This window comes from Nocardia sp. bgisy134 (genome assembly GCF_965341865.1).
In the GTDB taxonomy this organism is placed as follows: domain Bacteria; phylum Actinomycetota; class Actinomycetes; order Mycobacteriales; family Mycobacteriaceae; genus Nocardia.
On the sequence record NZ_CBDQZP010000013.1, the window covers coordinates 147115 to 172278 of the forward strand.

Annotated in this window: 23 protein-coding genes and 1 pseudogene; 10 read left to right on the top strand and 14 right to left on the bottom strand. The window is 68.0% G+C overall.

From position 1 onward, the window contains the following. The first annotated feature begins 113 nt into the window (after window positions 1–113). Together ACRWNM_RS23050 and ACRWNM_RS23055 are read left to right on the top strand one after the other, a co-directional pair. A complete protein-coding gene (locus ACRWNM_RS23050) occupies window positions 114–656 on the top strand; it encodes an SMI1/KNR4 family protein (protein ID WP_431970132.1) in 543 nt (180 codons plus the stop codon). Between the two features lie 43 nt (window positions 657–699). Beyond that, window positions 700–1389 carry a 2-phosphosulfolactate phosphatase gene (locus ACRWNM_RS23055; protein WP_431970133.1) on the top strand — a complete coding sequence of 230 codons (690 nt, stop codon included), beginning with the start codon at window positions 700–702 and terminating at the stop codon, window positions 1387–1389. A gap of 166 nt (window positions 1390–1555) precedes the next feature. On the opposite strand, the pseudogene ACRWNM_RS23060 reads toward ACRWNM_RS23055, so the two are convergent. The 4 genes and pseudogenes from ACRWNM_RS23060 to ACRWNM_RS23075 all read right to left on the bottom strand — a co-directional run. Beyond that, a pseudogene (locus tag ACRWNM_RS23060) lies at window positions 1556–1729 on the bottom strand (tylosin resistance protein TlrC); the annotation flags it as partial. 20 nt (window positions 1730–1749) lie between these two features. After that, window positions 1750–2973: a DUF418 domain-containing protein gene (locus ACRWNM_RS23065; RefSeq protein WP_431970134.1), complete on the bottom strand. Its 1224-nt coding sequence runs from the start codon at window positions 2971–2973 to the stop codon at window positions 1750–1752. 113 nt (window positions 2974–3086) lie between these two features. Then, on the bottom strand, window positions 3087–3842 hold the full coding sequence (locus ACRWNM_RS23070) for a hypothetical protein (protein ID WP_431970135.1): 756 nt from the start codon (window positions 3840–3842) through the stop codon (window positions 3087–3089). Window positions 3843–4038: 196 nt separating this feature from the next. Beyond that, window positions 4039–5424: a three-helix bundle dimerization domain-containing protein gene (locus tag ACRWNM_RS23075; protein ID WP_431970136.1), complete on the bottom strand. Its 1386-nt coding sequence runs from the start codon at window positions 5422–5424 to the stop codon at window positions 4039–4041. Between the two features lie 860 nt (window positions 5425–6284). Here ACRWNM_RS23075 and helR point away from each other — a divergent pair. Next, the gene (gene helR / locus ACRWNM_RS23080; RefSeq protein ID WP_431970137.1) at window positions 6285–8486 is read left to right on the top strand and encodes an RNA polymerase recycling motor ATPase HelR; all 2202 of its coding nucleotides are present in this window, start codon (window positions 6285–6287) and stop codon (window positions 8484–8486) included. A 68-nt stretch (window positions 8487–8554) separates the two neighbouring features. On the opposite strand, the gene ACRWNM_RS23085 is transcribed toward helR, so the two are convergent. The 4 genes from ACRWNM_RS23085 to ACRWNM_RS23100 form a co-directional block, all read right to left on the bottom strand. Beyond that, a complete protein-coding gene (locus ACRWNM_RS23085; protein WP_431970138.1) occupies window positions 8555–9955 on the bottom strand; it encodes a S8 family peptidase in 1401 nt (466 codons plus the stop codon). A 91-nt stretch (window positions 9956–10046) separates the two neighbouring features. Next, the gene (locus tag ACRWNM_RS23090; RefSeq protein ID WP_431970139.1) at window positions 10047–10646 is read right to left on the bottom strand and encodes a DUF308 domain-containing protein; all 600 of its coding nucleotides are present in this window, start codon (window positions 10644–10646) and stop codon (window positions 10047–10049) included. 69 nt (window positions 10647–10715) lie between these two features. Further along, entirely contained in the window at window positions 10716–11342 is a 627-nt protein-coding gene (locus ACRWNM_RS23095) for a maltokinase N-terminal cap-like domain-containing protein (RefSeq protein WP_431970140.1), read from the bottom strand. 50 nt (window positions 11343–11392) lie between these two features. Continuing rightward, window positions 11393–12337 (bottom strand): hypothetical protein, encoded by a 945-nt coding sequence (locus ACRWNM_RS23100; protein WP_431970141.1) that lies wholly within the window; start codon window positions 12335–12337, stop codon window positions 11393–11395. Window positions 12338–12987: 650 nt separating this feature from the next. Here ACRWNM_RS23100 and ACRWNM_RS23105 point away from each other — a divergent pair. Then, on the top strand, window positions 12988–14232 hold the full coding sequence (locus ACRWNM_RS23105; protein ID WP_431970142.1) for a peroxiredoxin: 1245 nt from the start codon (window positions 12988–12990) through the stop codon (window positions 14230–14232). Between the two features lie 32 nt (window positions 14233–14264). Here ACRWNM_RS23105 and ACRWNM_RS23110 read toward each other — a convergent pair whose 3' ends face one another. Both ACRWNM_RS23110 and ACRWNM_RS23115 read right to left on the bottom strand, forming a co-directional pair. Continuing rightward, a complete protein-coding gene (locus ACRWNM_RS23110; protein ID WP_431970143.1) occupies window positions 14265–14693 on the bottom strand; it encodes a pyridoxamine 5'-phosphate oxidase family protein in 429 nt (142 codons plus the stop codon). Further along, window positions 14660–15478: an NAD(P)H-binding protein gene (locus tag ACRWNM_RS23115; protein WP_431970144.1), complete on the bottom strand. Its 819-nt coding sequence runs from the start codon at window positions 15476–15478 to the stop codon at window positions 14660–14662. Before ACRWNM_RS23115 ends, ACRWNM_RS23110 begins: the two co-directional genes overlap by 34 nt. An 88-nt stretch (window positions 15479–15566) precedes the next feature. Between ACRWNM_RS23115 and ACRWNM_RS23120 the strand changes: the two genes are divergently transcribed. From ACRWNM_RS23120 to ACRWNM_RS23135, 4 genes are all read left to right on the top strand, one after another. Then, window positions 15567–15956, top strand: coding sequence for a winged helix-turn-helix transcriptional regulator (locus tag ACRWNM_RS23120; RefSeq protein ID WP_431970145.1), 390 nt, complete (start codon window positions 15567–15569; stop codon window positions 15954–15956). Window positions 15957–16170: 214 nt separating this feature from the next. Continuing rightward, window positions 16171–20499, top strand: a complete 4329-nt coding sequence (locus ACRWNM_RS23125) for a CHAT domain-containing protein (RefSeq protein ID WP_431970146.1) — start codon at window positions 16171–16173, stop codon at window positions 20497–20499. Between the two features lie 31 nt (window positions 20500–20530). Continuing rightward, window positions 20531–20947, top strand: coding sequence for a hypothetical protein (locus tag ACRWNM_RS23130; RefSeq protein WP_431970147.1), 417 nt, complete (start codon window positions 20531–20533; stop codon window positions 20945–20947). Then, window positions 20944–21750 carry a hypothetical protein gene (locus ACRWNM_RS23135; protein ID WP_431970148.1) on the top strand — a complete coding sequence of 269 codons (807 nt, stop codon included), beginning with the start codon at window positions 20944–20946 and terminating at the stop codon, window positions 21748–21750. The genes ACRWNM_RS23130 and ACRWNM_RS23135 overlap by 4 nt, the downstream gene beginning before the upstream one ends. 36 nt (window positions 21751–21786) lie before the next feature. Here ACRWNM_RS23135 and ACRWNM_RS23140 read toward each other — a convergent pair whose 3' ends face one another. The 3 genes from ACRWNM_RS23140 to ACRWNM_RS23150 all read right to left on the bottom strand — a co-directional run bounded on the left by ACRWNM_RS23140 (window position 21787) and on the right by ACRWNM_RS23150 (window position 23485). Further along, window positions 21787–22239, bottom strand: coding sequence for an ArsR/SmtB family transcription factor (locus ACRWNM_RS23140; RefSeq protein ID WP_431970149.1), 453 nt, complete (start codon window positions 22237–22239; stop codon window positions 21787–21789). Continuing rightward, entirely contained in the window at window positions 22236–22862 is a 627-nt protein-coding gene (locus tag ACRWNM_RS23145; RefSeq protein ID WP_431970150.1) for a serine hydrolase, read from the bottom strand. Before ACRWNM_RS23145 ends, ACRWNM_RS23140 begins: the two co-directional genes overlap by 4 nt. Before the next feature lie 167 nt (window positions 22863–23029). Beyond that, entirely contained in the window at window positions 23030–23485 is a 456-nt protein-coding gene (locus tag ACRWNM_RS23150; protein WP_431970151.1) for a MarR family winged helix-turn-helix transcriptional regulator, read from the bottom strand. A 102-nt stretch (window positions 23486–23587) separates the two neighbouring features. Between ACRWNM_RS23150 and ACRWNM_RS23155 the strand changes: the two genes are divergently transcribed. Next, window positions 23588–23983: a hypothetical protein gene (locus ACRWNM_RS23155; protein ID WP_431970152.1), complete on the top strand. Its 396-nt coding sequence runs from the start codon at window positions 23588–23590 to the stop codon at window positions 23981–23983. A 190-nt stretch (window positions 23984–24173) separates the two neighbouring features. Here the strand turns inward: ACRWNM_RS23155 and ACRWNM_RS23160 are convergent, their stop codons facing one another. Beyond that, window positions 24174–24497 (bottom strand): rhodanese-like domain-containing protein, encoded by a 324-nt coding sequence (locus tag ACRWNM_RS23160; protein ID WP_431970153.1) that lies wholly within the window; start codon window positions 24495–24497, stop codon window positions 24174–24176. Between the two features lie 88 nt (window positions 24498–24585). Here ACRWNM_RS23160 and ACRWNM_RS23165 point away from each other — a divergent pair, with 88 nt between their 5' ends. Continuing rightward, the gene (locus ACRWNM_RS23165; protein WP_431970154.1) at window positions 24586–25062 is read left to right on the top strand and encodes a MarR family winged helix-turn-helix transcriptional regulator; all 477 of its coding nucleotides are present in this window, start codon (window positions 24586–24588) and stop codon (window positions 25060–25062) included. The last annotated feature ends 102 nt before the right edge of the window (window positions 25063–25164 follow it).

The following is a 25164-nucleotide window of genomic DNA, read 5'->3' on the forward strand; positions in this document are numbered from 1 at the left end:
TAGTTGTTTACCGTCAGGTCGCTCGCTCGGTCATTGGTAGGCTCCCCGCGTAGTGACGGGATCTACAGGGGCGGGCGCGTGATGCAGGGACGACGTTCAAGGGAGCCGATCCGGTGATCGAATCCGTCCAGCAGCTCAGGCAACTGGTCTCGCCGCCGCCGAATCGCCGAGATATCGACTGGGATGGCGTCGAACGGGACCTAGGTGATGAGCTTCCGGCCGACTACAAGGAATTGATCGGCATCTACGGCGGCGGCTACTGGGACAACTACCTCTACATCCTCGAACCTGGCTGTGCCAACGACGATTACAACCTTCTCGACTGGAAGGGCTGGCACACCGAAGTCCTGGAAGACCTCTGGGAGTTCGAGGACAAACCGGCCGAACTCAACGAAGACGGCGCCAGGCTGCTGCCATGGGCCACGACCGACAACGGTGAACTCCTCTACTGGCTGATCCGCCCCGGCCGGCGATCCGATGACTGGACCGTCATGGTGAACGAGGCGCGCGGCGACCACTGGGAACACTTCGGACACACCTGCACGCAATTCCTCGCGTCGGCTCTCACCGGAGACATCCGCTCGACCCTGCTATCAGCCCACTACTTCCCGCTTCCAGTTCACACACACAGGCGATTACGCCCGACGGATCAGTAACGGCCGCAACGCATCCAGTGTCGATCTGGTGGACGATGCCTGAATGCGTTGTGTATTCACCGACCTCACGCAGCTGACCGCTGTGCCCCGGGTCGCCGTCGTCGTCGACGTCATGCGTGCGTTCACCACCGCGGCATACGCTTTTGCCGGTGGGGCGGGCAAGATCGTCTTCGCTGAAACCGATGACGCGGCCTTGAAATCGAAGGCACGCCATCCGGATTGGCTGGCTGTGCGCGACGGGACGCCCGCGCCGGGTTTCGATCTCGCGAACTCACCTGGGCAGATCAGGGCACGGGATCTCCGTGGCCGGACCCTCGTGCTGAGAACAACCGCGGGCACGGCGGGCGCACTGGCCGTGGCGGGCGCAGATGTGATCTTGTGCGCGAGTTTCGTTGTCGCACAAGCGACAGCGAGCTTCCTGCGGAGCCTGGCGCCCGGCGAGGTGGTGTTCGTGATCACCGGGGACAACGGACGCGCCGACGAGGACCTGGCATGCGCCCACTACATCGCCGAGTTACTGACAGCCGAAGAGGTAGACCCGTCGCCGTTCATCGAACGGGCGCGTCGCTCGGTCGCCGCCGAGGACCTCGCAGAGGGCCTGCGACAGGGATACCGGGGAGTGCATCCCGACGACGTACCGCTCTGTCTGGAAGCCGACGTCCACGCGTTCGCTATGACCGCAACCAGCGGAGCGTGGGGAATGACCTTGGGCGCCAGAAGGCCACGCAGATGAGGCCAGCGCGAGCGCCTCACTCGTCGAGGCCGGACCGTCGACTTGGCTGAGGCTCATGGCCACGACTACCGAAGCCGCCCTCACGCGTCGTAAGTGACCAGCACGGGCCGATCACCCCCGACGTCGCATGAGCACTGAGTAGAACGACCCTGTCCCCCAGCCGGTTTCACGAAGCGAGCCCGCCACCCGACATCTCCATTCGCATGCCGCCGAAACGGCTACACATCGCCCGGTCGTGGGTCACGATCACGACCGCGCCCGGATAGTCCGCCAGTGCGGCCTCCAACTCCTCCACCAGAGCGGGGGCGAGGTGGTTGGTCGACTCGTCGAGCAGCAGCAAACGGCCGAATCGCGTTGGCGTCAACCCCGTTCCGCGGGAACGTGATCCGGATCGCGCCACGGTGGAAAGCGCAGATAGGTGACTGCCCGCAGCAACCACTCCACCGGCCCGTACCGGTGGTCGCGCAACCACCACGCGCTCAGCGCGAGTTGCGCCGCGTAGGTGAGCAGGGCGAACCCGATCACCCCGGCGGGCGGCACCTTGTCGGCGAGGGCGAAGCCGTAGCCGGTGTAGAGCACCATGAGAACGATCGACTGCCCGATGTAGTTCGAGGCCGCCATCCTGCCCGCGGGCGCCAGTCTGCCGACGGCTCGCGCGGTGCGCGGTGCGCGGGCGAGCAGGAGGATGCCCGCGATGTAGGCGAAGGTCATCACCGGGTTCACCAGTTCCTGCACGCCCATCCACCACCACGGCGCGTGCAGCAGGCCGACCGAGTTCGCGAACGTCACCGCCGAGATGGGCAGTCCGAGCGCCAGCCCGATGGCCAGCACCCGCGGCGCCCACCGATCCAGTGTCTCGGCGTCCTCGAACAGGCCACGTTTGCCCGCCGCCATGCCGATGAGGAACAGCCCGAGACTGGTCATCCCCTGCGCGACCCAGGTGAGCAGCATGAAGCTGGGCGCTACGGACAGTTGCATGTCGAGCGTGTCGGCGAAGCTGCCGGTGTAGCCGGCGCGCAGTGCGGGCAGGTCGATGAATCTCGACAACTCCTGGTACATGTCGCCGCCGGGCCCGGGTACGAACGCCCACAGAGACCACAGAGCGTAGAGGACCACACCGGTGATCAGCGCCGTGCGTGGCCGCAGGTTCCGCAGCATGATCAGGATCAGGCACAGCAGCGCGTACAGGGTCAGGATGTCGCCGATCCAGAGCAGCACGACGTGCGCGAGTCCGATCGCCATCAACGCCGCGCAACGCCGCAGCAACCGTGCGTTCGCCGACGCTCCTGCCCGCTGCGCGGCCGCGATCTGCAAGGTGAAGGAGTAACCGAAGAGGAATGCGAACAGCAGGTAGAACCGTCCGGAGAACAGCGCGTCCACCACGCCGGTGACGATGTGGTCGACGGTGCCCCGGTAGTGCTGCCGGATGTCCTGCTCGGTTCCGTCGAACGACCACAGCACCGTCGCCACGGTCACATTGGTGAGCAGAATCCCGAACAGCGCGAAGCCGCGCAGGATGTCGACCTCCGCGATCCGCCGACCGGTGGTCGCGGCGGGCAGCACGGATTCGGTGGCACCGGACATGATCCGACGTTAACCGCCGCGACGACCGGGGCGCGTCACCCGTTCGAGCGATTCGCGCACCGGCCGAAGTCAGGGCGAGCCACGACCTCCGGCGTATTGACCGCGGATCGGCGTCAGCCGAGATCCGCTACCTCCAGGTAGATCTGGCGTTCGACGGTGAGTTCGGCGAGGAACCCCTGCTCGCCGCCGACGGACTCGGTCGCGCGGAACGCCGCCACCGCGATCTCACCGGTCCGCAGGCGCTGACCGTGGAATTCACGCTGCCCCAAGATGATCGGCTGCGCGGTGTCGAAACCCACCTCACGCACGTCGTCGGGCAGCCGCCTGCCGAGCATGTCGGTGACCGTGCCCGGAATCAGGCGCACGGCCACGATCTGATCGAAGCTGGGCCGCCGCGCGATGCGATGCGCGAGATACAACCGGCCCGGCCGCCCGAAGCACAGGTGCGTGAGCAGTTCTTCGCCGCGGTACGGCTGAAGTTCGGCGAAGTACTCGACGCTGCGAACGGTGGCGACGACGTCGCGCGCGATGATCGGACCACCGCGTTCCAGGTGACCGCGGAACAGGGTGCCGCGCAGTTCGGTGCGCGGCCGTTCACCGCGCGGATCGAGCTCGGTGAGCGGGAAGAAGTCGGGTTCGAAGGTGTGAAACCCCTCGTATCCGATCCTGCGGTCGGCGCCCAACGCGCGCCGCCCGTGCTCGTCCAGCTCGACGGCGAGCAACACCTGGTAGTTGTGCGGCGCCTCGAACGTCGGCATATGCGACAGGTAGCAGTCGACCCCGGTGCCGAACACCAGCATGGCGTGCGTATCGGTCGTGCCCGCCATGGCGCCCGAACGCTCCAGCGCGTGGGGATGGATCCCGAACATGGGGGGCTCCTCTCTCTCCAGTCCCTACAGGGAGAGTGGCACCAAACCCGGTCACGGCCACGAGTGCCGGGCTACTCGATTCCGCACGTTCCGGCTACTCGCCAGGGCCGATCCGTCGCGCGCTGGGCGCTCGGGCCCTCGGTCACACTTCCGTTTACAACTGAATCATCGTCGCGACAGCGCCGAACGCAACACCTCAGTTATACGAGTGGGTGACCCCGTCGAGCAGATGCTCCATGGTCTCGAAGGTCGGCGGGTCGACGACGTCGATCAGATCGGCGGGCGCCGGCACCTTGTGTTGGGCGCTGACCTGGGCGAACTGTGCCGCGTCACCGGTGCGGAAGCCGTGCTCTGCGGCTAGTCGCTGCAGCTCGGCATCGGTGGACAGCAGCCGGCCCAGCCGGTCGCCGGAGGCGTCCAGCGGCACCAGCGTGTGGGTGGACAGGACGGTCGGCGACGGGTACGTCAGCACCATGTCCGGCTTCAGCTGCCTCTGCACGGCCGCCTCGACGAACTGGGCCTCGTAGATCATCACCAGCGGTGTCGGCCCCATCCCGGCGGTGAGGTACTCCTGGAACGGGCCCGCGCTCGAGTTCTCCGCGTACCCCTGGCCGGTGAACAGCCGCGAGATGATCGGCAGCACCCGCTGCTCGGCCTCCGCGCCCTGCACGACCGCGTTGTCGTTCGCGACGAACCCGGCGATGGCCAGGTACATCGCGGCCGAGTTGGAGGTGCGCGGGTCGGTGGTGGAGACGAGGATGTTCTTGCGCACCGGGTAGGCGGTGTTGCCCGGCAGGTGCGCCCACTCGGTGTTGCGGCTCACCAGGTCTAGGTAGCGGGCCACATCGAAGGTCGGCACGGGACCCGGACGTACCACGCCCGCCGCGGTGAGCAGGTCCGCAATCGGCCGGAAGGTGGCGATCGCCATCGGCGAAGCGAACGGCGTGTACTTGGTCGCGATATTGCGAGCCCGCTGGATCCGCTCGGCGGCGGGCGCGCTGGACGGGAACGCGAAGCTGTGATTCGTCAGGTCGATCGCGGCGATCTGGCGCGAGCCCGCGGGCTCGACCTCGGCCTTCAGCCCGTGCTCGGCGAGCTCCTGCACGACGCGCGGGTCCTCGAAGAACGCCATCTTCTCCGATCCGACGACGCCGCGCACGATGGTGAGCCCGGAACCGGGAATCGCCGTGGGCGCGGGATCGGGCTGTCGCGCCACCAGCGCGACGACCAGCAGCGCCACCACGGCCAGCGCGCCGCCGAGCAGCGCGACCGACCGCTTGCTGTTCAGCGGGGACTGCCGCAGCCGGGCGACGAGGTCGAGGCGCGGGCCGTCGGCCTGCGCCGCCGCGGTGTCGATGCGTTCGGCCGGGGTGTCGGCGGGTTCGGGTTCGAGTTCCCTGCGCACGATCCGTTCGATGAGGATCGGTACGAATTCCCGCACCGGACGGCCGTCGAAGCGCTGCCGGGCCGAGCCGATCGCGGAGTGGATCTGCTCGGCGGAGTGGGTCTCGGTGTAATTCTCGACCAGACTGTCGGTCAACCGGCGCATCGCCTGTTCTTCGCGGACAGTGTCGACAGCCACCAGTTCTCCTCGATGTCACAGCTGGATCGGATCTCGCGACAGCATTCGAGCACCTGTTCGCGCGCGCCGAAACCATACCGGCATTTCCGGCCGGCCGATACACCGCGCAAACCCGCGCGAGGGCGATTCGACTGCGGGTGAACGCATTTCGGTGAGGCGGCACCGGTCGCCGACGGACGTCTTCGCCGCAGGTCAGCGCGGGTTCTATTGCGGGAAAGACGTCGCTGCGCTCGGTACTGCGCGGCCGTGGAGCCGGTCGCACAGCGGCTTCGGCAAACGCGCAGAGTTCAATCCGACATCGGCTGCGCGCCATCGAATGTTGTGCCGCGGTTCACCGATCGACACGGATTCAGCCAGACCGCCTGTCGCGGTTTGGTATTCGCTGATCGACGGGTCTACGACGCATGAGGGACTGCGCCGTAGCACGGGCGCTTCACTGGTTCGGATTGCGGCGCAACCTGTTTGGTGGCCTTGTGCCGCGGTTCACTCGTCAGCTCCAGCTCGTCTCAGGTTCGAGGGCGGACGCGTCCTCCCGACGGCCCGCGCCTGAGCGTCGCGCGCGCTTCGACGCCAGGACTTCTTCGGTTCGCGAAGACGATCCAGTTCTGGGATCTCGATCTCACAAAGGAGGTCCGTCCAACAACGGGACGACGAACGAAAGGGAGCATCAACTCCTTTCCATTTTCAACATATAGCGCACAGGGGGCCTTGCGGCAAGACCCGGGTCGTGCCGCACAATCGCTGGCCGAGATCGAAACCTGCGGAAATGGGAGCAGCGAGAGGCGGCACGATCCGCGGCTGAACCGCCCATGCCCGCGCCGACCGCGCGGGATCGTCGTGCCAGGGAAAGTGAGGGGTGTGTGTCAACTCAGGGATATGAAGACGAACTGCGGTCCGAACGGAGCTACGTGGCCGGTCTCTACGCACGGCTCGATGCCGAGCGCGCACGGGTGAAGGGTCGATACAGCGCGGCCTTGCGGGGCACCGGCGGCACACCCATGGAACGGGATTTCGAGGTGCGCGCGCTGGCCAAGGAGGCGAAGCGGTTGGACGTGGCCGACAACGGGCTGTGTTTCGGCCGGTTGGACGCTGTGTCGGGCGAGCATACGTACATCGGCAGGGTCGGCATTTTCGACGAGGCGAACGAGTACGAACCGTTGTTGCTCGATTGGCGGGCGCCCGCGTCGCGCGCGTTCTACGTCGCCACCGCCGCGAGCCCGGAGAACATGCGTCGGCGCCGCCAGTTCCACGCTCGCGGTCGTCGAGTGGTCGATTTCACCGACGAGGTGCTCGGCCGCCCCGGTGGTGGCGAGCGCGGGGATGCGGCCTTGCTCGCGGCGGTCGATGCGCCTCGCGGCGAGGGCATGCGCGACATCGTGGCGACGATCCAGGCCGAACAGGACGAGATCATCCGGCTCGATCATCCGGGCGTCGTGGTGATCGAGGGCGGCCCCGGCACCGGGAAGACCGTGGTGGCGCTGCACCGCGTCGCGTACTTGCTCTACACCCAGCGGGAAAAGATGGAACGCAACGGTGTGCTCGTGATCGGGCCCAACCCGGCGTTCCTGAACCACATCGGCCGCGTGCTGCCGTCGCTGGGCGAGTCCAACGTGGTGTTCATGACCACCGGCGACTTCGTTCCCGGTCTGCGCGTCACCGCGGAGGACACCCCGGAAGCCGCGCGGCTCAAGGGCTCGCTGAAGATCCTGGACGTGCTCGCGGCGGCGGTCGCGGATCGGCAGCGGCTGCCCGAGCATCCGCTGCCCATCGCGCTGGCCGACGTCACGGTGCGGATCGACGCCGAGACCGCGGAGTGGGCGAGGGAGGAGGCGCGCGGGAGCGGGCTGCCGCACAACGAGGCTCGCGCGGTGTTCACCGAGATCGTCACGTGGGTGCTCACCGAACGGGCGATCGGGCGGATCGGCCGGGGCTGGCTGACCTGGAAGGATCGGGAAGCGTGGGAGCAACTGCGGGCGGACTTGCTGACCGAGCTCGCCGGTGACGACAAATTCACCGCCGCGCTCGACGAGCTCTGGCCGATACTGACGCCGGAAGACCTGCTGGCATCGCTGTACGCCTCCCCCGAGCGGCTGCGAGCGGCGGGCGCCGACGAGGCGCTGTGGCGCGCCGACGGCGACGCCTGGACGGTATCGGACGTGCCGCTGCTCGACGAACTGGTCGATCTGCTCGGCACCGACAAGTCGGTGGACCGGTCGGCCGAGCGGGAGCGGAAGGACGAGGCCGAATACGCCGCGGGTGTGCTGGACATCCTGGTCAGCCGCGAGGACATGATGGACGACGAGGATCATCTGTTCGCCCACGACATGCTCTACGCCGAGGATCTCGCGGATCGTTTCGTCGAGCGCGACACCCGTGAACTCGCCGAACGCGCTGCCGCGGACCGGGATTGGACCTACCGGCATGTGGTGGTCGACGAGGCCCAGGAGCTGTCCGAGATGGACTGGCGGGTGCTGATGCGGCGTTGCCCGGGCCGGTCCTGCACGGTGGTCGGCGATCTCGCCCAACGCCGCTCGGCCGCCGGGGCGACCTCGTGGGACACGATGCTCGAGCCGTACGTGCCGGGCCGCTGGCTCTACCGGTCGCTGTCGGTGAACTACCGAACCCCGGCGGAGATCATGACCGTCGCCGCCGCGCTGCTCGCCGAGTTCGCACCCGAGGTCACGCCGCCGGAGTCGGTTCGCGCGTGCGGCGTCCAGCCGTGGTCCCGGCGCGTCACCGAGGACGAATTGCGCGCTGCCATCGAGGAATTCGTCCGTGACGAAGCGGGTCGCGAAGGCACCAGTATCGTGATCGGGCCACCGGGTGTGCCGGGCACGGTGGCAGCGTCGGAGACCAAGGGCCTGGAGTTCGACGCCGTCCTGGTGGTGGAGCCGGAACGGATACTCGCCGACGGTCCGCGCGGCGCGGCCGAACTCTACGTCGCCCTCACCCGCGCCACCCAACGCCTCGGCGTCCTGCACCGGAGGCCGCTGCCGCAGGCACTGCGTGGACTCGTCGAAACCGGGACACCCGCGGAGACGGGGTATCAACGGTCGGCGTGATTCGCGTGCGGCCGCTCACGCCCGGCGTGCTCGATCACGCCGGGCACGAGCGAGCCTCCGACGACGAGCTACTGCTCCCCCACCATGGCGCGGATGTCGGGCAGATTCCCGATCCGCTGCGTGGTCGGCCGTCCACCGGCTTCGGTCTGCGGGGACCCGGTGGCTCGCAGCAGCCGTCGCACCTGCGCCGGATCGTGCATCTCGAAACTCGTGGAGGTAATGCCCAGGTAGCACGCCAGCGCACCCACGACGATGGGGGACGCACTGGAGGTGCCGCTGAATTCGTCGGTGTACCAGTAGTCTTCGTCGGTTCCGCCTTGCAGGTCACCGTAGCCGGTGGTGGTCACCTCCCGGCCCCAGCCTTGCGCGTCGATGCGGGACCCGTAGTTGGAGAACGCGAGCCGCGATCGCGCCGGACCGTGATCGCTGCCGTGCGTGCCCGGCGGCGGAGCCCCCGCGCCCACCAGCACCGCGCCGGAATCGTCGGCGTCGCCGCGGAAGGGGTTGCGCCACGACTCCGGGAATCCGCTCGGGCGCGTGTCGTACAGCGCGGCGTCGAGGTCCTCGCCGCCGTTGCCCGCCGCTTCCACCACGATGACGCCACGCGCGGTGGCGTAGCGGATCGCGGCGAGGTCGTCGGGCCACCACTCGATCGCGATGTAGCCCAATTGGTCCGCGCGGTTCTGGTAGTTGCGGCGCGGCCCAGGCCGGTGCAGTTCGATGAGGATGATGTCGCCCGGACCCAACGCGTCGGCGGCGGTGCGGATCGCCGTCGCCGACCCCGGGCCGAATACCGAGACGGCGCGGATCGTGGCCTCCGGTGCGATGCCGGTGATGCCGAACATGTTGGCGTCGCCGCTGATCTCGCCCGCGACCGCGGTGCCGTGGTTGCGCCAGCCTTCGTCGGCGGAGGGTTCGCCGCCGATCACGCCGCCCTGGTTCTGGGTGAGGTCCTCGTGGGTGAATCGCCACGCGCCCTCGATGTCGATCACCCGCACGCCCGTTCCGCGTCCGCCGGGCCGGGTCCACGCCCAGCGTGCGTCGATACCGGCCGGTGCGGCGTCCAGATATCCCTGCCTGGCTTGGAAATCCGGCGTCTCCGGCGGGGCGGCTGCCGTCGATCGCATCATCGTGGTCCTCGGCGCGATCGGCGGTTCCGCCGGTGGTTTGACGTACGCGCCGGCCACCGCTTCGTTCTCTCGCAACTGTTCGGCAACCGCTTCGAGGTCTTCGGCGACGCCGACCACGGCGAAGTAGTTCAGGTAGTGCGCGGCGACCGGTTCCTGATCGGTGCCGCGCAACCGCCCGGGCAGCCGGTCGCCCGGACCGAAGATCGGGGACAGCCGCGCGCCGCCGGGCAGCGACGCCGCCAGATGCGATCGCCCGGCGGCGTTCTCGCGCAACGCGATCGGCCCGATGGGCCGCACCGCGCCGTGGGTGACGACGATGAGTTCCGCCGGAGACCGCATCGAACCCGGTACCGATGGCCGTGCCGAACTGCGCCGCTGATCCGTTGGTGCCATAAAGACAGTGAACCGGTTGCGCGGGCGACCCGCCAGTTCAACTGCGCGGCACGGGTACTCGCGTTGCGCCGGGCGCCCGGACCGGACCGGCGCGACCGACGCCGACCAGCGCGATCTCCAGCCCGCCGAGCATCGCGAGGCAGCTGCCGACGACCACGCCGAGGGAGCTCAGTTCCTCCAGCGGAAGACCGAGCACGACGATGCCGACGATCATCGTGAACAGCCCGAACAGTTCGTGCCGCAGGCTTTCGGAGAGCTGCTCGTCGTCCCACGCCGCGACGGTCGCCTGGGTGATGCCGCGAATGGTCCAGCTCAGCCCGATCCACATCGAGAGCAGCAGCACCGAATTCCCACCGCGCAGACACAATACGGCCAACACCAGCGAGAGCAGCCCGCTGACGAGCACCAGCACCCGCAGCGGCAGCGCGAACCGCGCGCCGATCGCGAGCCACAGCTGTGCCACTCCGTTGGCCAGCAGATACAGGCCGAACAGCAACTCCAGGATCGGCACGGTCTTCTCCGGCCAGATCGCGATCAGAACGCCGAGGGCGACGGAGCAGACACCCACGACCAGAATCGCCTCCCGTCCCCCACGGACCCGCGATTCCACACGCCCCTCACCATCGTTTCCGGGCATAGCACCATGATATGACCGGAAGACATGGTTAGCCTGATGTTTGCCGTATTTGTGGAGGCGGTCCGGAGATCAGCCGTGCGCCGACAGCAGAATCGACCGCGTCACCTCGCCACCCGGCCCCCGCCACGGCGCGGTGACGGTGGCGAGGCCCGGCGGCGGCGCTTCCGGATCGAGCCGCCGATGAACTCGGAGGAGCGGTCCGCCGACCACGGTGATCTCGGTGTCGTCGACGCCGTCCGCCACCGCGAATTCCGCCACCGCGGAATCGGATACCGAGTTCGCGACGACGACCGAAGAATCCGGGGTGTCGCTCTGGCTCTGCGCCTGCGGTTGCGCGTTCCCGCTCATCAGCGCGGCGATCTGCGCGACGGCCACCGGGTCGTGCGATCCGTCGTAGATCCAGCGCAGTCCGAGCACACCGTGCTCCGAGGTACCGATCAGCGCGTGCGCACCGCCGGGCAGCTCGGCGCCGCGGTAGGTCATCGGCAGGTGATAGGTCACCGGTCGCACACCCGAATCGTCGGTGACGACCATGAACTCGATGCCCACCTCCCCTGCCGGGTCGTCGAGCCGGAACCCGCCCACTTTCGTCGGCCGCGGTCGGGTCCCACCGCGATACCACGGGCGGCTCGGCAGCCAGACGGTGAGCAGATCCCGCTTGCTCGGGGACATGGTCGTGCGGTGGATGACAGCCATACCGCACCATAGCGCGCGGGCTGGATCGTAGGCCGCGCTCGGGCTTTCGGTCAGGAGCTCTCGACCGGTTCCGGCGTGACGGGGACTCGCGCGGCCGCGAGCAGCTCGTCGAGTTGGCGTTCGGCACGTTCGGCACGGGCGAGTGTTTGGGTGCGAGCGTCATCGAGGGCGGCGATGCGCTCGCCGGCCTCGGCGCGCGCCTGCTCGAGCGATACGGCCGCTGCCGAGCGCTGAGCGGCCGCTTCGGCGGAGGCGGTGCGGCGCAGGTCGGTGAGTTCGATTCGGGTGGCGTCCAGTTCGCCGCGCAGGCGGGTGAGTTCCTCGCGGGCTTCGGCGAGAGCCTGGGCGCGTTCGGCGGTGGCCTGTTCGGCGCGGTCGATGGCGCGGTCGGCGTCGGCGGCGCGCTGCACGGCGAGGTCGCGTTCGGCGCCCGCCGCGGTGACCTGCTGCGCGGCTTCCCTGCGCACCTGCTCGATCTCGGCGGCAGCCTTACGCCGTGCCTTGTCCACGTCCTCTGTCGCCTGCTGGCGGGCGCGTTCGATGTCGTCGGCGGCTTCGCGTCGCACCGTGCGGATCTCGGCGTCGGCGTCGGCGCGGGCGGCGAAGACATCGTCGGCGGCCTGCTTGCTCACCCGCTCCACCTCGCGCAACGCATCGTCGCGCGCGGTGTTCGCCTCGGCGACCAGTGTTTCCGCGCGTTCCGCAGCGGTCGCCGCGTCGTCGGCGGCGGATTCCGCGATCCGGCGGGCGTCCTCGGCCTCCCGGCGCGCTTGCTCGGCAGCCACCGTCGCGACCTCGGCCTCCGCGATGCGGCGGGCGGCATCGGCCTGCACGGCCTGCACCTGCGCCTCGGCGATCGAGGGATCGGCCAGCGTGGACAGTTCCACCACCGCCGCATTCAGGTTGTTGCTCAGTTGTTCGGCGAGGCCACGGAACTGGGTGAGCAGTTCGTCGGCCCGCGCCCGAGCGGCCGTGATCGGACCCTGTGGCGTCACAGTGACAGAAGCGACGGGTGTCTCCGACTCCTGTTGCAGCCGTTGCCTTTCCCGCCATGCCCGCCACCGCGTGTGGTCGGGGTGTTCACAGTATTCGGACGGACGTCCGGGGCCGCCACCCCGCGTGATGGGCCGGGTGCATCCCGGAAAGCTGCAAGTGCTCGACACCCGGGAATCGTAGCGTTGATTTCGTTGGATTCGACGTATTGACACGAAACGAAACCCGTGTCGGCACTTAGGAAGGGCTTTGCGCGACAGGAGGTTCTGACCACCGATAAGTGAACATTATCGGCGGTCAGAATCTGAGACTCCCCCGCATGCGGCCACATTCGTTTCGTTTCCGTTTGGTCACACCAAATGAAACGTAACGTCAACGAAAGTCGCTGAAAACTAGGATTGCTGGGACAGCCGTACCACTGCTGGGTTCTCACACCACCCGACGCTGACCCGAAAGCCCTAGCCGGGGAGATGGCGGTGTGCCTGGGACTGCCCGTCGGCCGCCACGACTCCCCTAAGCCCTCGCGCACGCGGTCGCCGCAGTGATGCGCCGGGCGGGCACCCGGCAGTAGTCATGGCCATTCTCGCGCTCTGGCGAAAGACCGCCGCACTGCTGCCGTTCCGGGTCCGGCCGGTCCGCGGCGAGACCACCCGTGATCAGGGTCTGCTCGTCGGCGGCCGACAGCTCCTGTCGTCGGCATCAACTCTGGCTCGGGGAGTTCTCCGCACCGCTGCCGGTGGACCTCAGCTCCGCACCCGAGATCGCGAAGGCAATTCATCAGCGCGACAAGCTGTTTCGCAGCGACGAGGACCGCGACTGGACTTCCGGCCACGTCAACGCAGCCCGAGACATCATGACCGCCCGGCGGTTCAACCCCGATCCGCTCATGCAGTGGCGGCTCAGCCAACGATGGAACGACCGTGACGCCGCGGTCAAGGCCGTCAACCAAGCCCAGCAACTGCTGCCGACCTGGCTGCTCGTTCTGCCCGAATCGGTGATCCTCGCCGAAATCCTGATGGATCCGGCCTGGCGTCGCCGGATCGGGCTCGCGGAGCAGCTCCACGAACAGCGACCGTTCGCCCACCGTCTCGGGCTCCGCGGCTGGGCTGCGGGCATGCACACCGACAACGACCCACTACGCCGCTGGGTCCACCAGCACCGAATCCAGCACCCAGACACGGCCTCGCTAGCCGGCTACCGGTCTGCGATCGACGATCTCACCAGACGAATCGAAGGGCTCACGACCCGCCGGACGACGCTGATCGCTCAACTGGACCAAGCCGCTCACCGCACCGGCACTGCCGCACAGGTCCATGAGAAAGAGGTAACCATGCCCGAATTCACCAGCCTGTCTGCCGAATTGCCAGCCCCCGCCGATGACGGAGCAGCAGCTCACCTGCCCGGCACGAGAATTCCGTCCCTCACGCTCCAGGCAACCAGCGGCGACGACATTCGTCTCGACGATCTCGGTTCCGGCAGGACAGTCATCTACATCTATCCGTTGACCGGTCGACCGGGGACCGACCTGCCTGACGGCTGGGACTCGATACCGGGAGCACGCGGTTGCACACCCGAAGCATGCAGCTTCCGCGACCACTACCAGGAACTGCGCGGAGCTGGCGCCGACAACGTGTTCGGGTTCTCCAGCCAGGACACCGCCTACCAGGCGGAAGTGGTTGAGCGACTCCATCTCCCCTTCAAGATGCTTTCAGACCCTACCCGGAGCCTGGGCCAGGCGCTCACCTTGCCAACGTTCACGGCCAGCGGTCTGACCCTCTACAAACGGCTGACCCTCATCGTCAACGATGGAGCGATCGAGAATGTCTTCTACCCAATCCACCCGCCGAACGACCACGCCAGCCAGGTTTTGACCTGGCTGCGAAAGAACCTGCGATAACACCCGCCGGGCCGATCGTTCAGGTTCCTAGGTCAGGTGTTGAGGGTCATGACGCTGTCCACCGCGATCGTGATGACGACCCGCTCGGGCGGGTTGGGTGGCGGCGACTGATAGCGCCTGGTGTACCGGGACACGCCGTCGGACACCTCGCGTGAATCGTTGGACACGGTCGCCGTGCCTTCGAGCGTGATCCAGCGAAAACCGTCCACCTGGCACAGGGCGACGCGGCTGCCCGGGTTCGCCGCCAGGTTGCGGGCCTTGCGTGAGGAGCCGACCGTCATGACCCGGGCCAGCCCCGCCTCACCGTCCCAGGTGAAGCGAACCGGCGCAGCGTGCAGCGAGCCGTCCGGCCGAATAGTCGTCAGGGTGGCAGACAGCGGTTCGGCCAGGAAAGTCTCGGCCGAGGCCGACAGCGGCTTGTGGCGGGTCACTTGAACGCTGTAATGGTGCGTGCCACCCATTCGGCGAAGGTGCGGGGTGGGCGTCCGAGGAGTCGTTCGATATCGGGGCTGACGGCCTGCTCGGCGGCGGAGGGTGTGCCGAGCGCGTCGAGGGTGGCCTCCACGATCGGCTCGGGCATGTACCTCAGCATCTGGGTCCGCGCTTCCGCACGGCTCTGCTCGACGAACCGCACCGACTCGCCCAGTGCGGCACCGATCGCCGCGGCCTGCTGCCGGGGTGAGATCGGTTCCGGCCCGGTCAGCGTATAGATGGTGCCCTGGTGTCCTTGCTCGCGTAGCGCGATGGCGGCTACCTCGGCGATGTCGGCCGGGTCGATGGCCGGGACTGCGACATCACCGAACGGTGCCGCGACCACCCGCTGTGTACGGACCATATCGGCCCATTGCAGCGCGTTGGAGTCGAAGTTGCCCGGCCTCAGCATCGTCCATTCCAGACCTGACTGCTGAACAGAGTCTTCCAGCACCGACGGATGACGTCCCGTGCCAACGCCATGGGACGACAACAGAACCACGCGCGGGACATCGGCCGCGCGCACGACGTCGAGGACGGCATTGATATTGCCGTTCGCCATGAAGTCTGGGGAGGTCAGCAGAAATAACACCGCTGCTCCCTGGAGGGCTGGCGCGAGGCTCTGCGGCTCGGCCAAGTCGGCCTGGTGATGCCGGACTCCCGCCGGTACCCCGATCTCCCTCCGGGACACGGCGATCACCGGCTCGTCAGCCCGGACGAGCGCCTGAACGAGCGGCTGCCCCACATTTCCGGTCGCTCCCGTCACCACAATCATCTCTGTCTCCTGTTCCGCGTTTGTTCAACGCATTCGGCGACGCTACTATCCGAGAGCTAGTAGGTACCTAGGGGAAAGTGGTTTTCAGGTGACCGAGGCCACATCGCAGGTCCCTCCGGAGCTGGCTTGCCCAATCGCTCCGGTGGTCGATCTAGTCTTCAGCCGCTGGACCACGCCGATCCTGTGGACACTCAACGAGTTCGGGCGGCAACGGTTCAGCGAGCTGGAACGCCGCATCACAACGATCACGCCCAAGGTCCTGACGCAGCGGCTCCGGCAACTGGAACGTGACGGGCTTGTCGTGCGCACTTATCACCCCGAGGTCCCACCCCGGGTGGAGTACGAGATCAGCGCACTGGGGCGCAGCCTGGCACCACTTTTCGCAACACTCGCCGAATGGTCGGTCAACCTGGACAAGGTCGATCGGGCCCGACAGGACTACGACGCCCGCGACCGGGCCCCTCACCGTCGAACCTGATCCGAGACAGTGGTAGTGACATGATGTTTCGGCGCCGGAATGAACGTTCGCGCGGAATCCGGCGCTAAGGATTTACCGCAGCGCGGGACCTGCTGGCTCGTGGCCGATTCGTCGGCTGTCGCATCGTCTCAACCGATCCGATTTCCCGGCCGATGCCGCGGTAGCGCCGTACCCTGAAGCGAGCGCCACAGCGAATCAGGGCGAGGGGGCGGGGATGGCGACCCGGGACGAATTGCTGGCCACGCTGTCCGAGCGGCTCGACGAGGCGCTGGCCGCCGACGATCTTTCCGCACTGCTCGGCAAGAAAGTGCTCCGCCAGGCCGAAGAGCTTGTGGCGCAGAGCGATCCGCTCCACGACGTGGAGGTGGCGTACACGCTCGGGTGGTTGCGCTGGTTGCCGTTCGAGGCGCAGCTGACCAGCTTCACCGAAGCGGAGCTCATCACCGTGATGAGCTGGTTCCAGACCGTGTACGCGGCCGATCCGGACGCCGTCCCGGCCCCGCTGCGCGAGGTCATCGAGGAGGACGACCCGCCGCAGGCCCGGGCCGATGCCGACCGCGCGGAGCGACTGATCGACGAGTACGAGGCTCACCAGGACGCCGGCGTGCTGGTCCGCGCCATCGAACTGCTCCGCGCGGCGATCGATGCGACACCCGAGACCAGCTTCCGATACGCGCCGCGGCTGGTGAATCTGTCGGGGCTGCTCGGGCTGTTGGACGAGGAGATGCCCGAAGCCGGCATCCTCGCGGAGGCGATCGACACCGCGCGGCGAGCCGCAGACGCCGCCGCCGACGACGACAGGATCCGCTGGCTCGCGATCGGTAATCTCACGCGAGCCCTCTGGCGCGACTACCAGCGAACCGCCGATCCGGAGTCCTTGCGCGAGGCGATCGAGCTGCTACAGGAAAGCCTCGAGCAGCTCTCCGAGGGTGAGGCGACGCCCACGCGCGAGTTCCTCGCCGAATTGACCGAGGAGTGGGATTCACACGCCGAGGAGTTCGCACGCGCGGCGGAGGCCGCGGCGAATTTCGATGTGGAGGACTCGATTTCGCAATTGCGCGCCGAATTCCTGACCGCACGGCCGGAGGATCCGGACTACGGCGGCCGACTGGCCAACTTTGCGAATGTTCTGATTCAGGCATACGACTACGCCGGGTATCCGCAGCTGCTCGACGAGGCCGTGCGCGTCGCCAGGGAGGGGGCGGCGCTGACGCCGGAGGACGTGTGGTTCTTCCACATCGTGCACAACACCCTCGCTGCCATTCGGCTGCGGCGCTATCGCACCTACGGTGATCCGGGCGATCTCGATCACGCCGTGGACGCGCTCAACCGGGCGATCGATTCGATCGATTCCGCGCATGCCGAATACGAGCATCTCACCACCAACCGGGCACTCATCTCCAGCGCCCAACCGGAAGGCACGAACGACGAGGGGGCGAGCACGGAGGCGGCGACGCTCACCGATGCCGGTCGCACTATCGCCGCGCCCGACTTCGCCGACGATCCCGAGCGGCTGTGCGCTGTAGCGGGCAGCCTGTACATCCGCGCCGACGCGCTGCACGACATGGCTGCCGTGTCCAGGGCGATCGGCTACACCGAGCGTGCCCTCGAACTGCTTCCAGCCGGAGACGACCGGCGCGGCGACGCGTTCGACCTGCTGAGCCTGCTGCATCAGCTCCGCTACCGGCGCACCGATGGCGAGAACGATCCCGACGCCGCCGTGGCCGCCGCCGAGCAAGCCGTCCGGTACGCGACCGAGCCCGGCGGTCGGCGGGCGGGATTTCTGTCCAATCTCGCCTCGGCCCTGCTGCTGCGTTCCGCGCCCGGTGATGCCGCGCGCCGCGCCGATTATCTCGCGGAGAGTGTCCGGCTGGCGTCGGCGTCCGGCGACGACCGGCAGGCGATCACTGTGTCGCTCAACGAGATCGGCCTCCTAGTGGAGATGGGCGACTACACCGCGGCGGCCAACGCCCTCACCGATTCGGCCGGGCTGTTCGACGCGACACTGGCCCCGCTCGCCCGGCGCTCGCCCGATCACGGCCGCATCCGACTCGGTCTCGCGGTGCATTGGAGCCGGATCGCGCTCGCCACCCGGCTGGCGGGCCATTTCGACCAGGCGATCGCCGCCACCCGGCGCGCGGTCGAGGTCATCGTCTCCGAACCCAATGACAATCACGCATGGCTGCTGCAACTGGCCGGTCTCACCAGGGAACGCGCCACCCTGTTCCTCGATCCCGCGGACCTCGACACCGCGGAAACAGCGCTGCGCCATCTCATTCGGAGCGGACCCGACCCGGACGAACTCGCCGAGAGTCACTGGCAGCTCGGCGCGGTCTTGCGATTACGCCACAGTCTCACCCGCGATCCCGCACTGCTCGACGAGGCCGTCACGCTGCTGCGGGCAGCCGCCGATGGGGAGCTCGACGACCTCAACCGGCGCAAGATCGTCGGGCCCAGTCTGGCCGCCGTCCTGCTGGCCCGAGTCGCGAGCGGCCGGGGCACCGAATCCGATCTGGACGAAAGTGTCGCGCTGCTGGCCGATTCCGTGGCCGACCGATTCGAGACCGGCCTCGATGACACCGACTTGGACGCGCGGAATCTGTACAACTACGCGGGCGCGCTCTATCAGCGATACCTGGCTCGGCGCGACACCACCGACCTGGATGCCGCGATCGACTCCGCGCGACAGGCGGCCGACGAAAGGGATCCCGGCGAGCCGAACCGCGCCCCCATGCTGTGCAACCTCGCCGTCTACCTGCACCGCAGATTCGCCGATACCGGGGACGGCGCCGACTGGGTGCGGGCCGCCGACACCTGGCGGCAAGCCTGGGAGACGCCGGGCGCACCGCTGGTGCCGCTGCTGCGCATCGCGCTCGGATGGGGCACGGCCACCACGCAGTCGGGTGATCCCGCGCGCGGAGCCGACATCCTCGGCCGAGGCGTGGCGCTGCTGCCCGCGCTGGCCTGGCGCGGCTTGGCCCACGCGGACCGACGGCTGCTGCTGCAAGCCGAGGCGGGCGAGTTGACCCAGAACGCGACCGCGGCGGCAATCGCGGCGGGGCGATTCGAGCGCGCGATCGAACTGACCGAAGCAGGGCGGGGCATACTGTGGACCCAGCGACGGGAGGTTCGTGCCGACATCGAGGGATTGCGTAGCGCCGCACCGGAACTCGCCGACGAATTCGAGGTCTGCGCGGCCGCCCTCGATGGCACCGGCGAGCCCGGCGAGCAGGAAACGACGCGGTACGAGCGGGCTGATTCCGCGCGGCGGTTCGAGCGGCTGCTCGACCGGATCCGTGGCCTCGACGCCACCGCCGGATTCCCGCGTCCGGCGGAATTTCTGCTCCCCCAACCATTCTCGGCGTTGCGCCCGCAGACCCCCGGCGAATGGATCGTGCTGATCAATTGCAGTGAACTGCGCTGCGACGCGGTCGCGGTGAGCCGGGATCGCGTGGTCGCGGTCCCGCTGCCGGGACTCGATGCCGACACCGCGGTCCGGCAGGCCGAGCTGCACGTGAACACAGTCAAGCGGTACGCCGCCAGTCGGCGCACCACCACCGACACTCAGGTGTTCGACGCGGGCCTGGCCAGAACTGCCGCCTGGATGTGGACCGCTATTGCCGAACCAGTGCTGTGCGCACTGGGTTTCACCGATCGCCCGGCCGCGGGTGCACCGCCCCCACGCATCTGGTGGTGTCCGACCGGTGTCCTCACCGTCATGCCCTTGCACGCCGCCGGATTCCACGCCGAAGGAGCGGGCCGCACGGTGCTGGACCGCACGATCTCGTCGTGGGCCACCTCGCTCACGCACCTCGCGCACGCCCGCCGCACCCACACCGAATCCGAGCCCGCCACCGTCGACGCCCACCTCGACACCTCGGATGGCCGCCGCGCCACCACAGACGCCCACCCCGGCACCCGGCGCGCCGAGTATCCGGGCGCCATGCTGATATTCGCGGTCCCGGAGACCCCCGGACTCGATCCGATCCCGGCCGCGGCCGAGGAGGCCGAGGATCTGGTGAAACTATTGGGCGCACAACCGCATACGGCGCTGATCGGCGCAGCGGCCACCCGGGCGGCCCTGCTCTCCGGGCTCGCGGACCACACCTGGTTACACGTGGCCTGTCACGGGACGCAGGACCTGTTCGATCCGGCGGACGCGGGGTTGTATCCGTACGACTGGCAGGAGGCGGGCGTGGTCGGCATCGACGATCTCACCGGAACCAGCCGTGGCAGTGGGGAGTTCGCGTTCTTGTCCGCCTGCGAAACCCATGTCGGCGACGCGCGGAATCTGGACGAGTCGATCACGCTCGCGGCCGCGTTGCAGAGCCGGGGCTGGCGGCACGTGATCGGCGCCATGTGGGCGATCGGGGACGTCGCGGCGCACCGCATGTCCCAATGTGTGTACCCCGCACTGCTCGGTTCCGGTCGACCGAGCGCCGACGCCGCAGCGACCGCACTGCACGGCGCAGCGATGGAGTTGCGCGACGCCGAACCGCACGCCATGCGCCACTGGGCGGCGTTCTTGCACATCGGCCCCTAGCCGCAACGAATTCGAAGGGAGCACAACAGGATTGGCACCACCACCTGTCTCGGGCCGCACCGCACGCGCTTGGTGGTGTGAGAACCTCCCGGCCTTCACCGAGATCGCCGAGCAAGCCGGTTGGCGCGGTGCACTCGACGCCGCCGTGGCCGACATCGCCGCCGGAACCGCCGTGGCCGAGGCGATTCGCGATCGCGGCCTGCCGGTCGATCCGGCCGAGGCCGTGACCCCGCGACCGGCGCCCGGCGATCGGCACGGGATCGATCCCAGCGATCTGGACCGGTTCGGTGTGCCCGCCGTACCGGTCCGCGGCGGATACGGGTGCCCGACCAGAGCCTGTGACCGGCGGGCGACCGCGGATCCCCGCACCGGTCACCGGCCGCGCTGCGCAATCGGCGACACCGACATGGTCCGGCGCCTGCCCGGGTTGCGTGGTGGCCGCTCGTGACCGACATCCTGATCGGCCTCGGTAAACGATTGAGCGAAACCTGGTTCACTGCCATCGCCCTGCCGGGATTGCTGTACACCGCGCTCGCGGTCTGGGCGGCACTGGCCGCCCACCGGCACGCGCTCGATCCGGGATTCGTCAGCAGCCGGGTACAGTCGCTCACCCGAGGCGGTCGCGATCTCGCGGCGCTGACCGTCTGGGCCATCCTGCTGCTGGCCGCCGCGACCCTGGCGGGGTTCCTGGCCGCACTGGTCGCGGAAAACCTGGTGCACCGCTGGTGGATTCGCGTGGCGCGGCCCGTGCGCCGCGATCGGCGTCAGGCTGCGGCGCGAGAGCGGTGGCAGGACCGTCACGAGCCGCCACCCGCGCGATACCTGCCGACCCGGGCGACCGCGGTCGGTGAGCACTTCCGCCTGCTGGGTGAACGCGTCGACGCCGAGTACGGGCTGTCCCTGGTGCATGCCTGGCCGCGTCTGTGGCTGTTGATCGGCGCTGAGCGTCGCGAACTCGTCGTCGCGGCGCAGCGCGGCTATTTCACCGACGCCCTCCTCGTCGCCTGGGGCGTTCTCCTGCTGCCGTGGGCCGTATGGTGGTGGCCCGCAGCTCTTCTCGCCTCGGCTGCGGTACTCACCGGGGCTTGGCGGGCCCGCGACAGTTCGCGGGTACTCGCGACGCTGATGGAGTCCACCCTCGACATCCACCAGGCCGACCTGGCCGAAGCCCTCGGCGTCGAACTGCCCAGCGGCCGCATTACCGTCGATCTCGGCAATCAGATCAACGACATACTGAACAAGCGGGCCTGATCACCGAACTGGTTTGTGGCTGGAAACGTTGCCCGGCTAGTGCAACTGCTCGGCGAGATCGGCCGCCGCGGTCATCAGCACCAGCAGCGGAACCACCTTCGCTGGAGGGATGCGGTAGGCGCCGCGGCTATGCTGCTCGATGATCTTCGCGGCGGTGAGCGCGCGGACGTGATGGTAGAGCTGACCGGTCGAGGTCAAGCCGACGGCCTCGGCCAGTTCAGCGCCGGTGCGGGGACCGTCCAGCAGCGCCTGGATCAGTGCTTGCCGCACCGGATGTCCGAGTGCAGCAAGCGCTTCCACCCGGGCGGCGGCTGGCAGGTTCAGGACCGAGGACGCGGCGTAGCGGATCGTCCAGCTGATCTCACTGCCGAAATCGACGGTCCCGCGGTATTCGATGAAGCCGCGGGCGGCGTCCTCGATGACCGGGCGCCCCTCCAGGGCCTCGATCCGCACCTCGAGTTCGGCGAGTTTACCCTCGACATCGGTCATACCGCGCACCTCAACCGGTGCAGGGTGTCCGGTTCGGTCAAGACCCCATCGCCTCGAACCCCTCCGGCGGAGCCTGCCATTCCAGCTGGGCGCGAGCGATATCCGCGCCCGCGCCGAAACTGCCCGTGGCGATCGCGCGGTGCAGGGCGGTGAGCTGGCGCGCCGAACCCGTCGGCGTGCTGTCGGCCCACGCCAGCTGAGTATCCAAGGGCTGGCAATGTCTTCGACTGGATCTCGGTGCGATAGCCGGGGTCGGCGGCATGACGCCGCGCAGCGGCCCACGGATCGGTGACGGCCGGATCGAGCAGGCGGATCGCATCGCCGAGCTTCGTGGACGGCGAGTAGCCGGTCCAACTGCCGGCCGCCGCGGCCTCGATCAGCGCCTGGTCGCCCAGGCGATCGCGCGGGTAATCCGGTGCGGCGTTGTCGCTTTCGCGGATCATGGCGCTGACCATCTGGTCCAGGGTGACCGTATCGCCCGGGAGCCGGGTGCGCGCCGTGTCGTGCGCGCCGCCGTCGGTGCCCGGCAGGTACCAGCGTTCCCAGTCGGTGACGGCGATCCGCTCCTGCGGGTCGAGGGCTCCCGTGGCGACCGCGCGGGCATAGGCCGCCAGCGGGACCACCTTCACCGCCGAGGCGAGGGGTTGCTGACGACCTCAACTCCGGCCCCGGGCGATGTCGAGTGCGGCCGCGGATCATCCGGTCAGCCGAGGCCGGGCGGGGACTTCCGGCCGTTCGGTGCTGCTGATGGTGGCGTTGACTACGGATGCATCGGTGGACTTGTGGAACTTCAGCTGGAAGAGACGGCTTCCTCGTAGGCGCGAAGTGTTGTGATGACCAGGGCGCGCTGCTCGGCCGTCAGCGGGCCCAGCGCGGCGCGCCATCCGCGGTCCGCGCCACCGAGCCAGGCCGCTACCGCCGTTCGATGCGAGTCGGCGATGGTGACAAGGGTGCGTCGCCGGTCGTTCTCGTCGGTCCGGCGGTCCAGTACGCCTTGGCGGCTGAGGTCGCTGATCATCAGGCTCACGGTGGTGGGCGCCACCTCCAGTCGACTCGCCAGCTCGTTCACTGTGAGCGGCCCGTCGAACAGCACATACGTCAACAACGACAGATGGCGCGGTGCCAAATCGAACGATTGCAGAGCTTCGGGAACCGGTAGGCGTTTCGCGCGGCCGACCAGCCGCGGCATCAGCAACACCATGGCTCGAACGCTGTCGTCCAGGGATAGACCGTGCTCCGTTGACATACCTCTCTCTCCCAAATATCTTTGCTTTCAAAGCAATAACGGTGAACGAGACCAATCGTCCCACGCGGACGGGCGGTCGCACCCCTTCGTGGAGGAGAGTCGATGACCGAAGCAACCGCACGCCTCCGAGCACTGACCATCGGATTGCATCCACAAGCCATGGACTACAGTCGTTTTCCTGATCTGGACGAGGCGCAGCTCACGGCCAGGGTCGACGTCGCCAATGCCGCTCTCCAGAACACCGAATTCGATGTGATGCCGTGCATGGTCCGCGCGTCGCCCGAGGAGGCTGAAACCGAAATCCGCACACTGCTGGCGGACCAGCAGTTCGACCTCGTCATGGTGGGCGGGGCGGTGCGGGCCTTCCCCGAGCACACCCTGTTGTTCGAGCGCATTGTCAATGTCATCGTCGACGCGGCGCCGGGAATCCGGTTCTGCTTCAACACCTCACCGGAGACCAGTCTCGACGCCCTCCGCAGAGCAGCCGCATCCGTCTGAATCGCGATTACGCGCTTGCCCCGGGGCGTGCCGTGGATCCGAAGATGAGCTGCCCGCTCGCCCCAACCCCGACAACCTCAGGCGAGAGCGTGGACTGGCGGCGGGCGGCAACTCCTCGACCGACAGAGGGAGAGGCCGGACCGGGTGTGGCAACTGCACAGAGCACTTGCCACACCCACACGATCGGCCGTCAGTGTTCGACGGGGAAGCCCGCCTCGGTCCAATCCTGAATGCCCTCAGGGTATTTGCGCACATTGGTGTAGCCGAGGGCCGTCAGCTTGGCGGCGACCTGCCCGCTGTTGGGGCACGCCGGGTTCGAGCAGTAGGTGACGATCGCCGCATCCTTGTTCGGAAGCAGTTGCGACGCTTTCGCTTCCACATCGGCTTCGACAAGGTTGAGCGCGCCGGGCAGGTGCGCCCTGGCGTAATACTCGGCCGGGAGCGCATCGATCACGGTCAGCGAACCGGTCTCGAGCTCTCTTGCGAGTTCGTCACGGGTGATCAGGGCAGTCATCAGGAGGACCTTTCTCGAGCACAAATTTGCGTGCGTGCGCACGCTACTACATGCGTGCGCGCGCACGCAATCGACTAGGATGCGTACCGTGCCGAACCATGCGAACCGATCACACCCGGCCGTCAGCGCCTGGGCCGCGTTGCTTCAGGTGCACGCCAAACTCGTCCCCGAGCTGGACGCGGAACTACGTCGCACCACCGGACTGCCCCTGAGCTGGTACGACGTGCTGCTGGAGCTAAATGGTCCGCAGCCATTGCGCATGAGCGACCTGGGCGAACAGGTGGTGCTCAGCCGAACCCGGGTGAGCAGGCTGGTCACCGAACTGGAGTCACACGGCCTGGTGCTCCGCGAATCCAATCCGGACGACGGCCGCTCCGCCTTCGTCAGCATCACCGACACCGGCCGACAACGCCTCCGGGCAGCCGCTCCGCACTACCTCGCCGCCATCGAACGCCGCTTCACCGGCCTCGACACCACAGAACTCGACGCCATCTCATCGGCACTCCGGAAAGTCTTGGGCCAGAACGACCTTCCCCATCCCACCATCAGAGGTCATCGGTCGTAGTCGCCGAAAATGGAGTACCCGAGTGAATATCGGACCTGAGGTCCGTACGACTGCCGGAGTCGTGCGAGGCGGATGGGAGAACACCGTCGTCCGATCGATCAC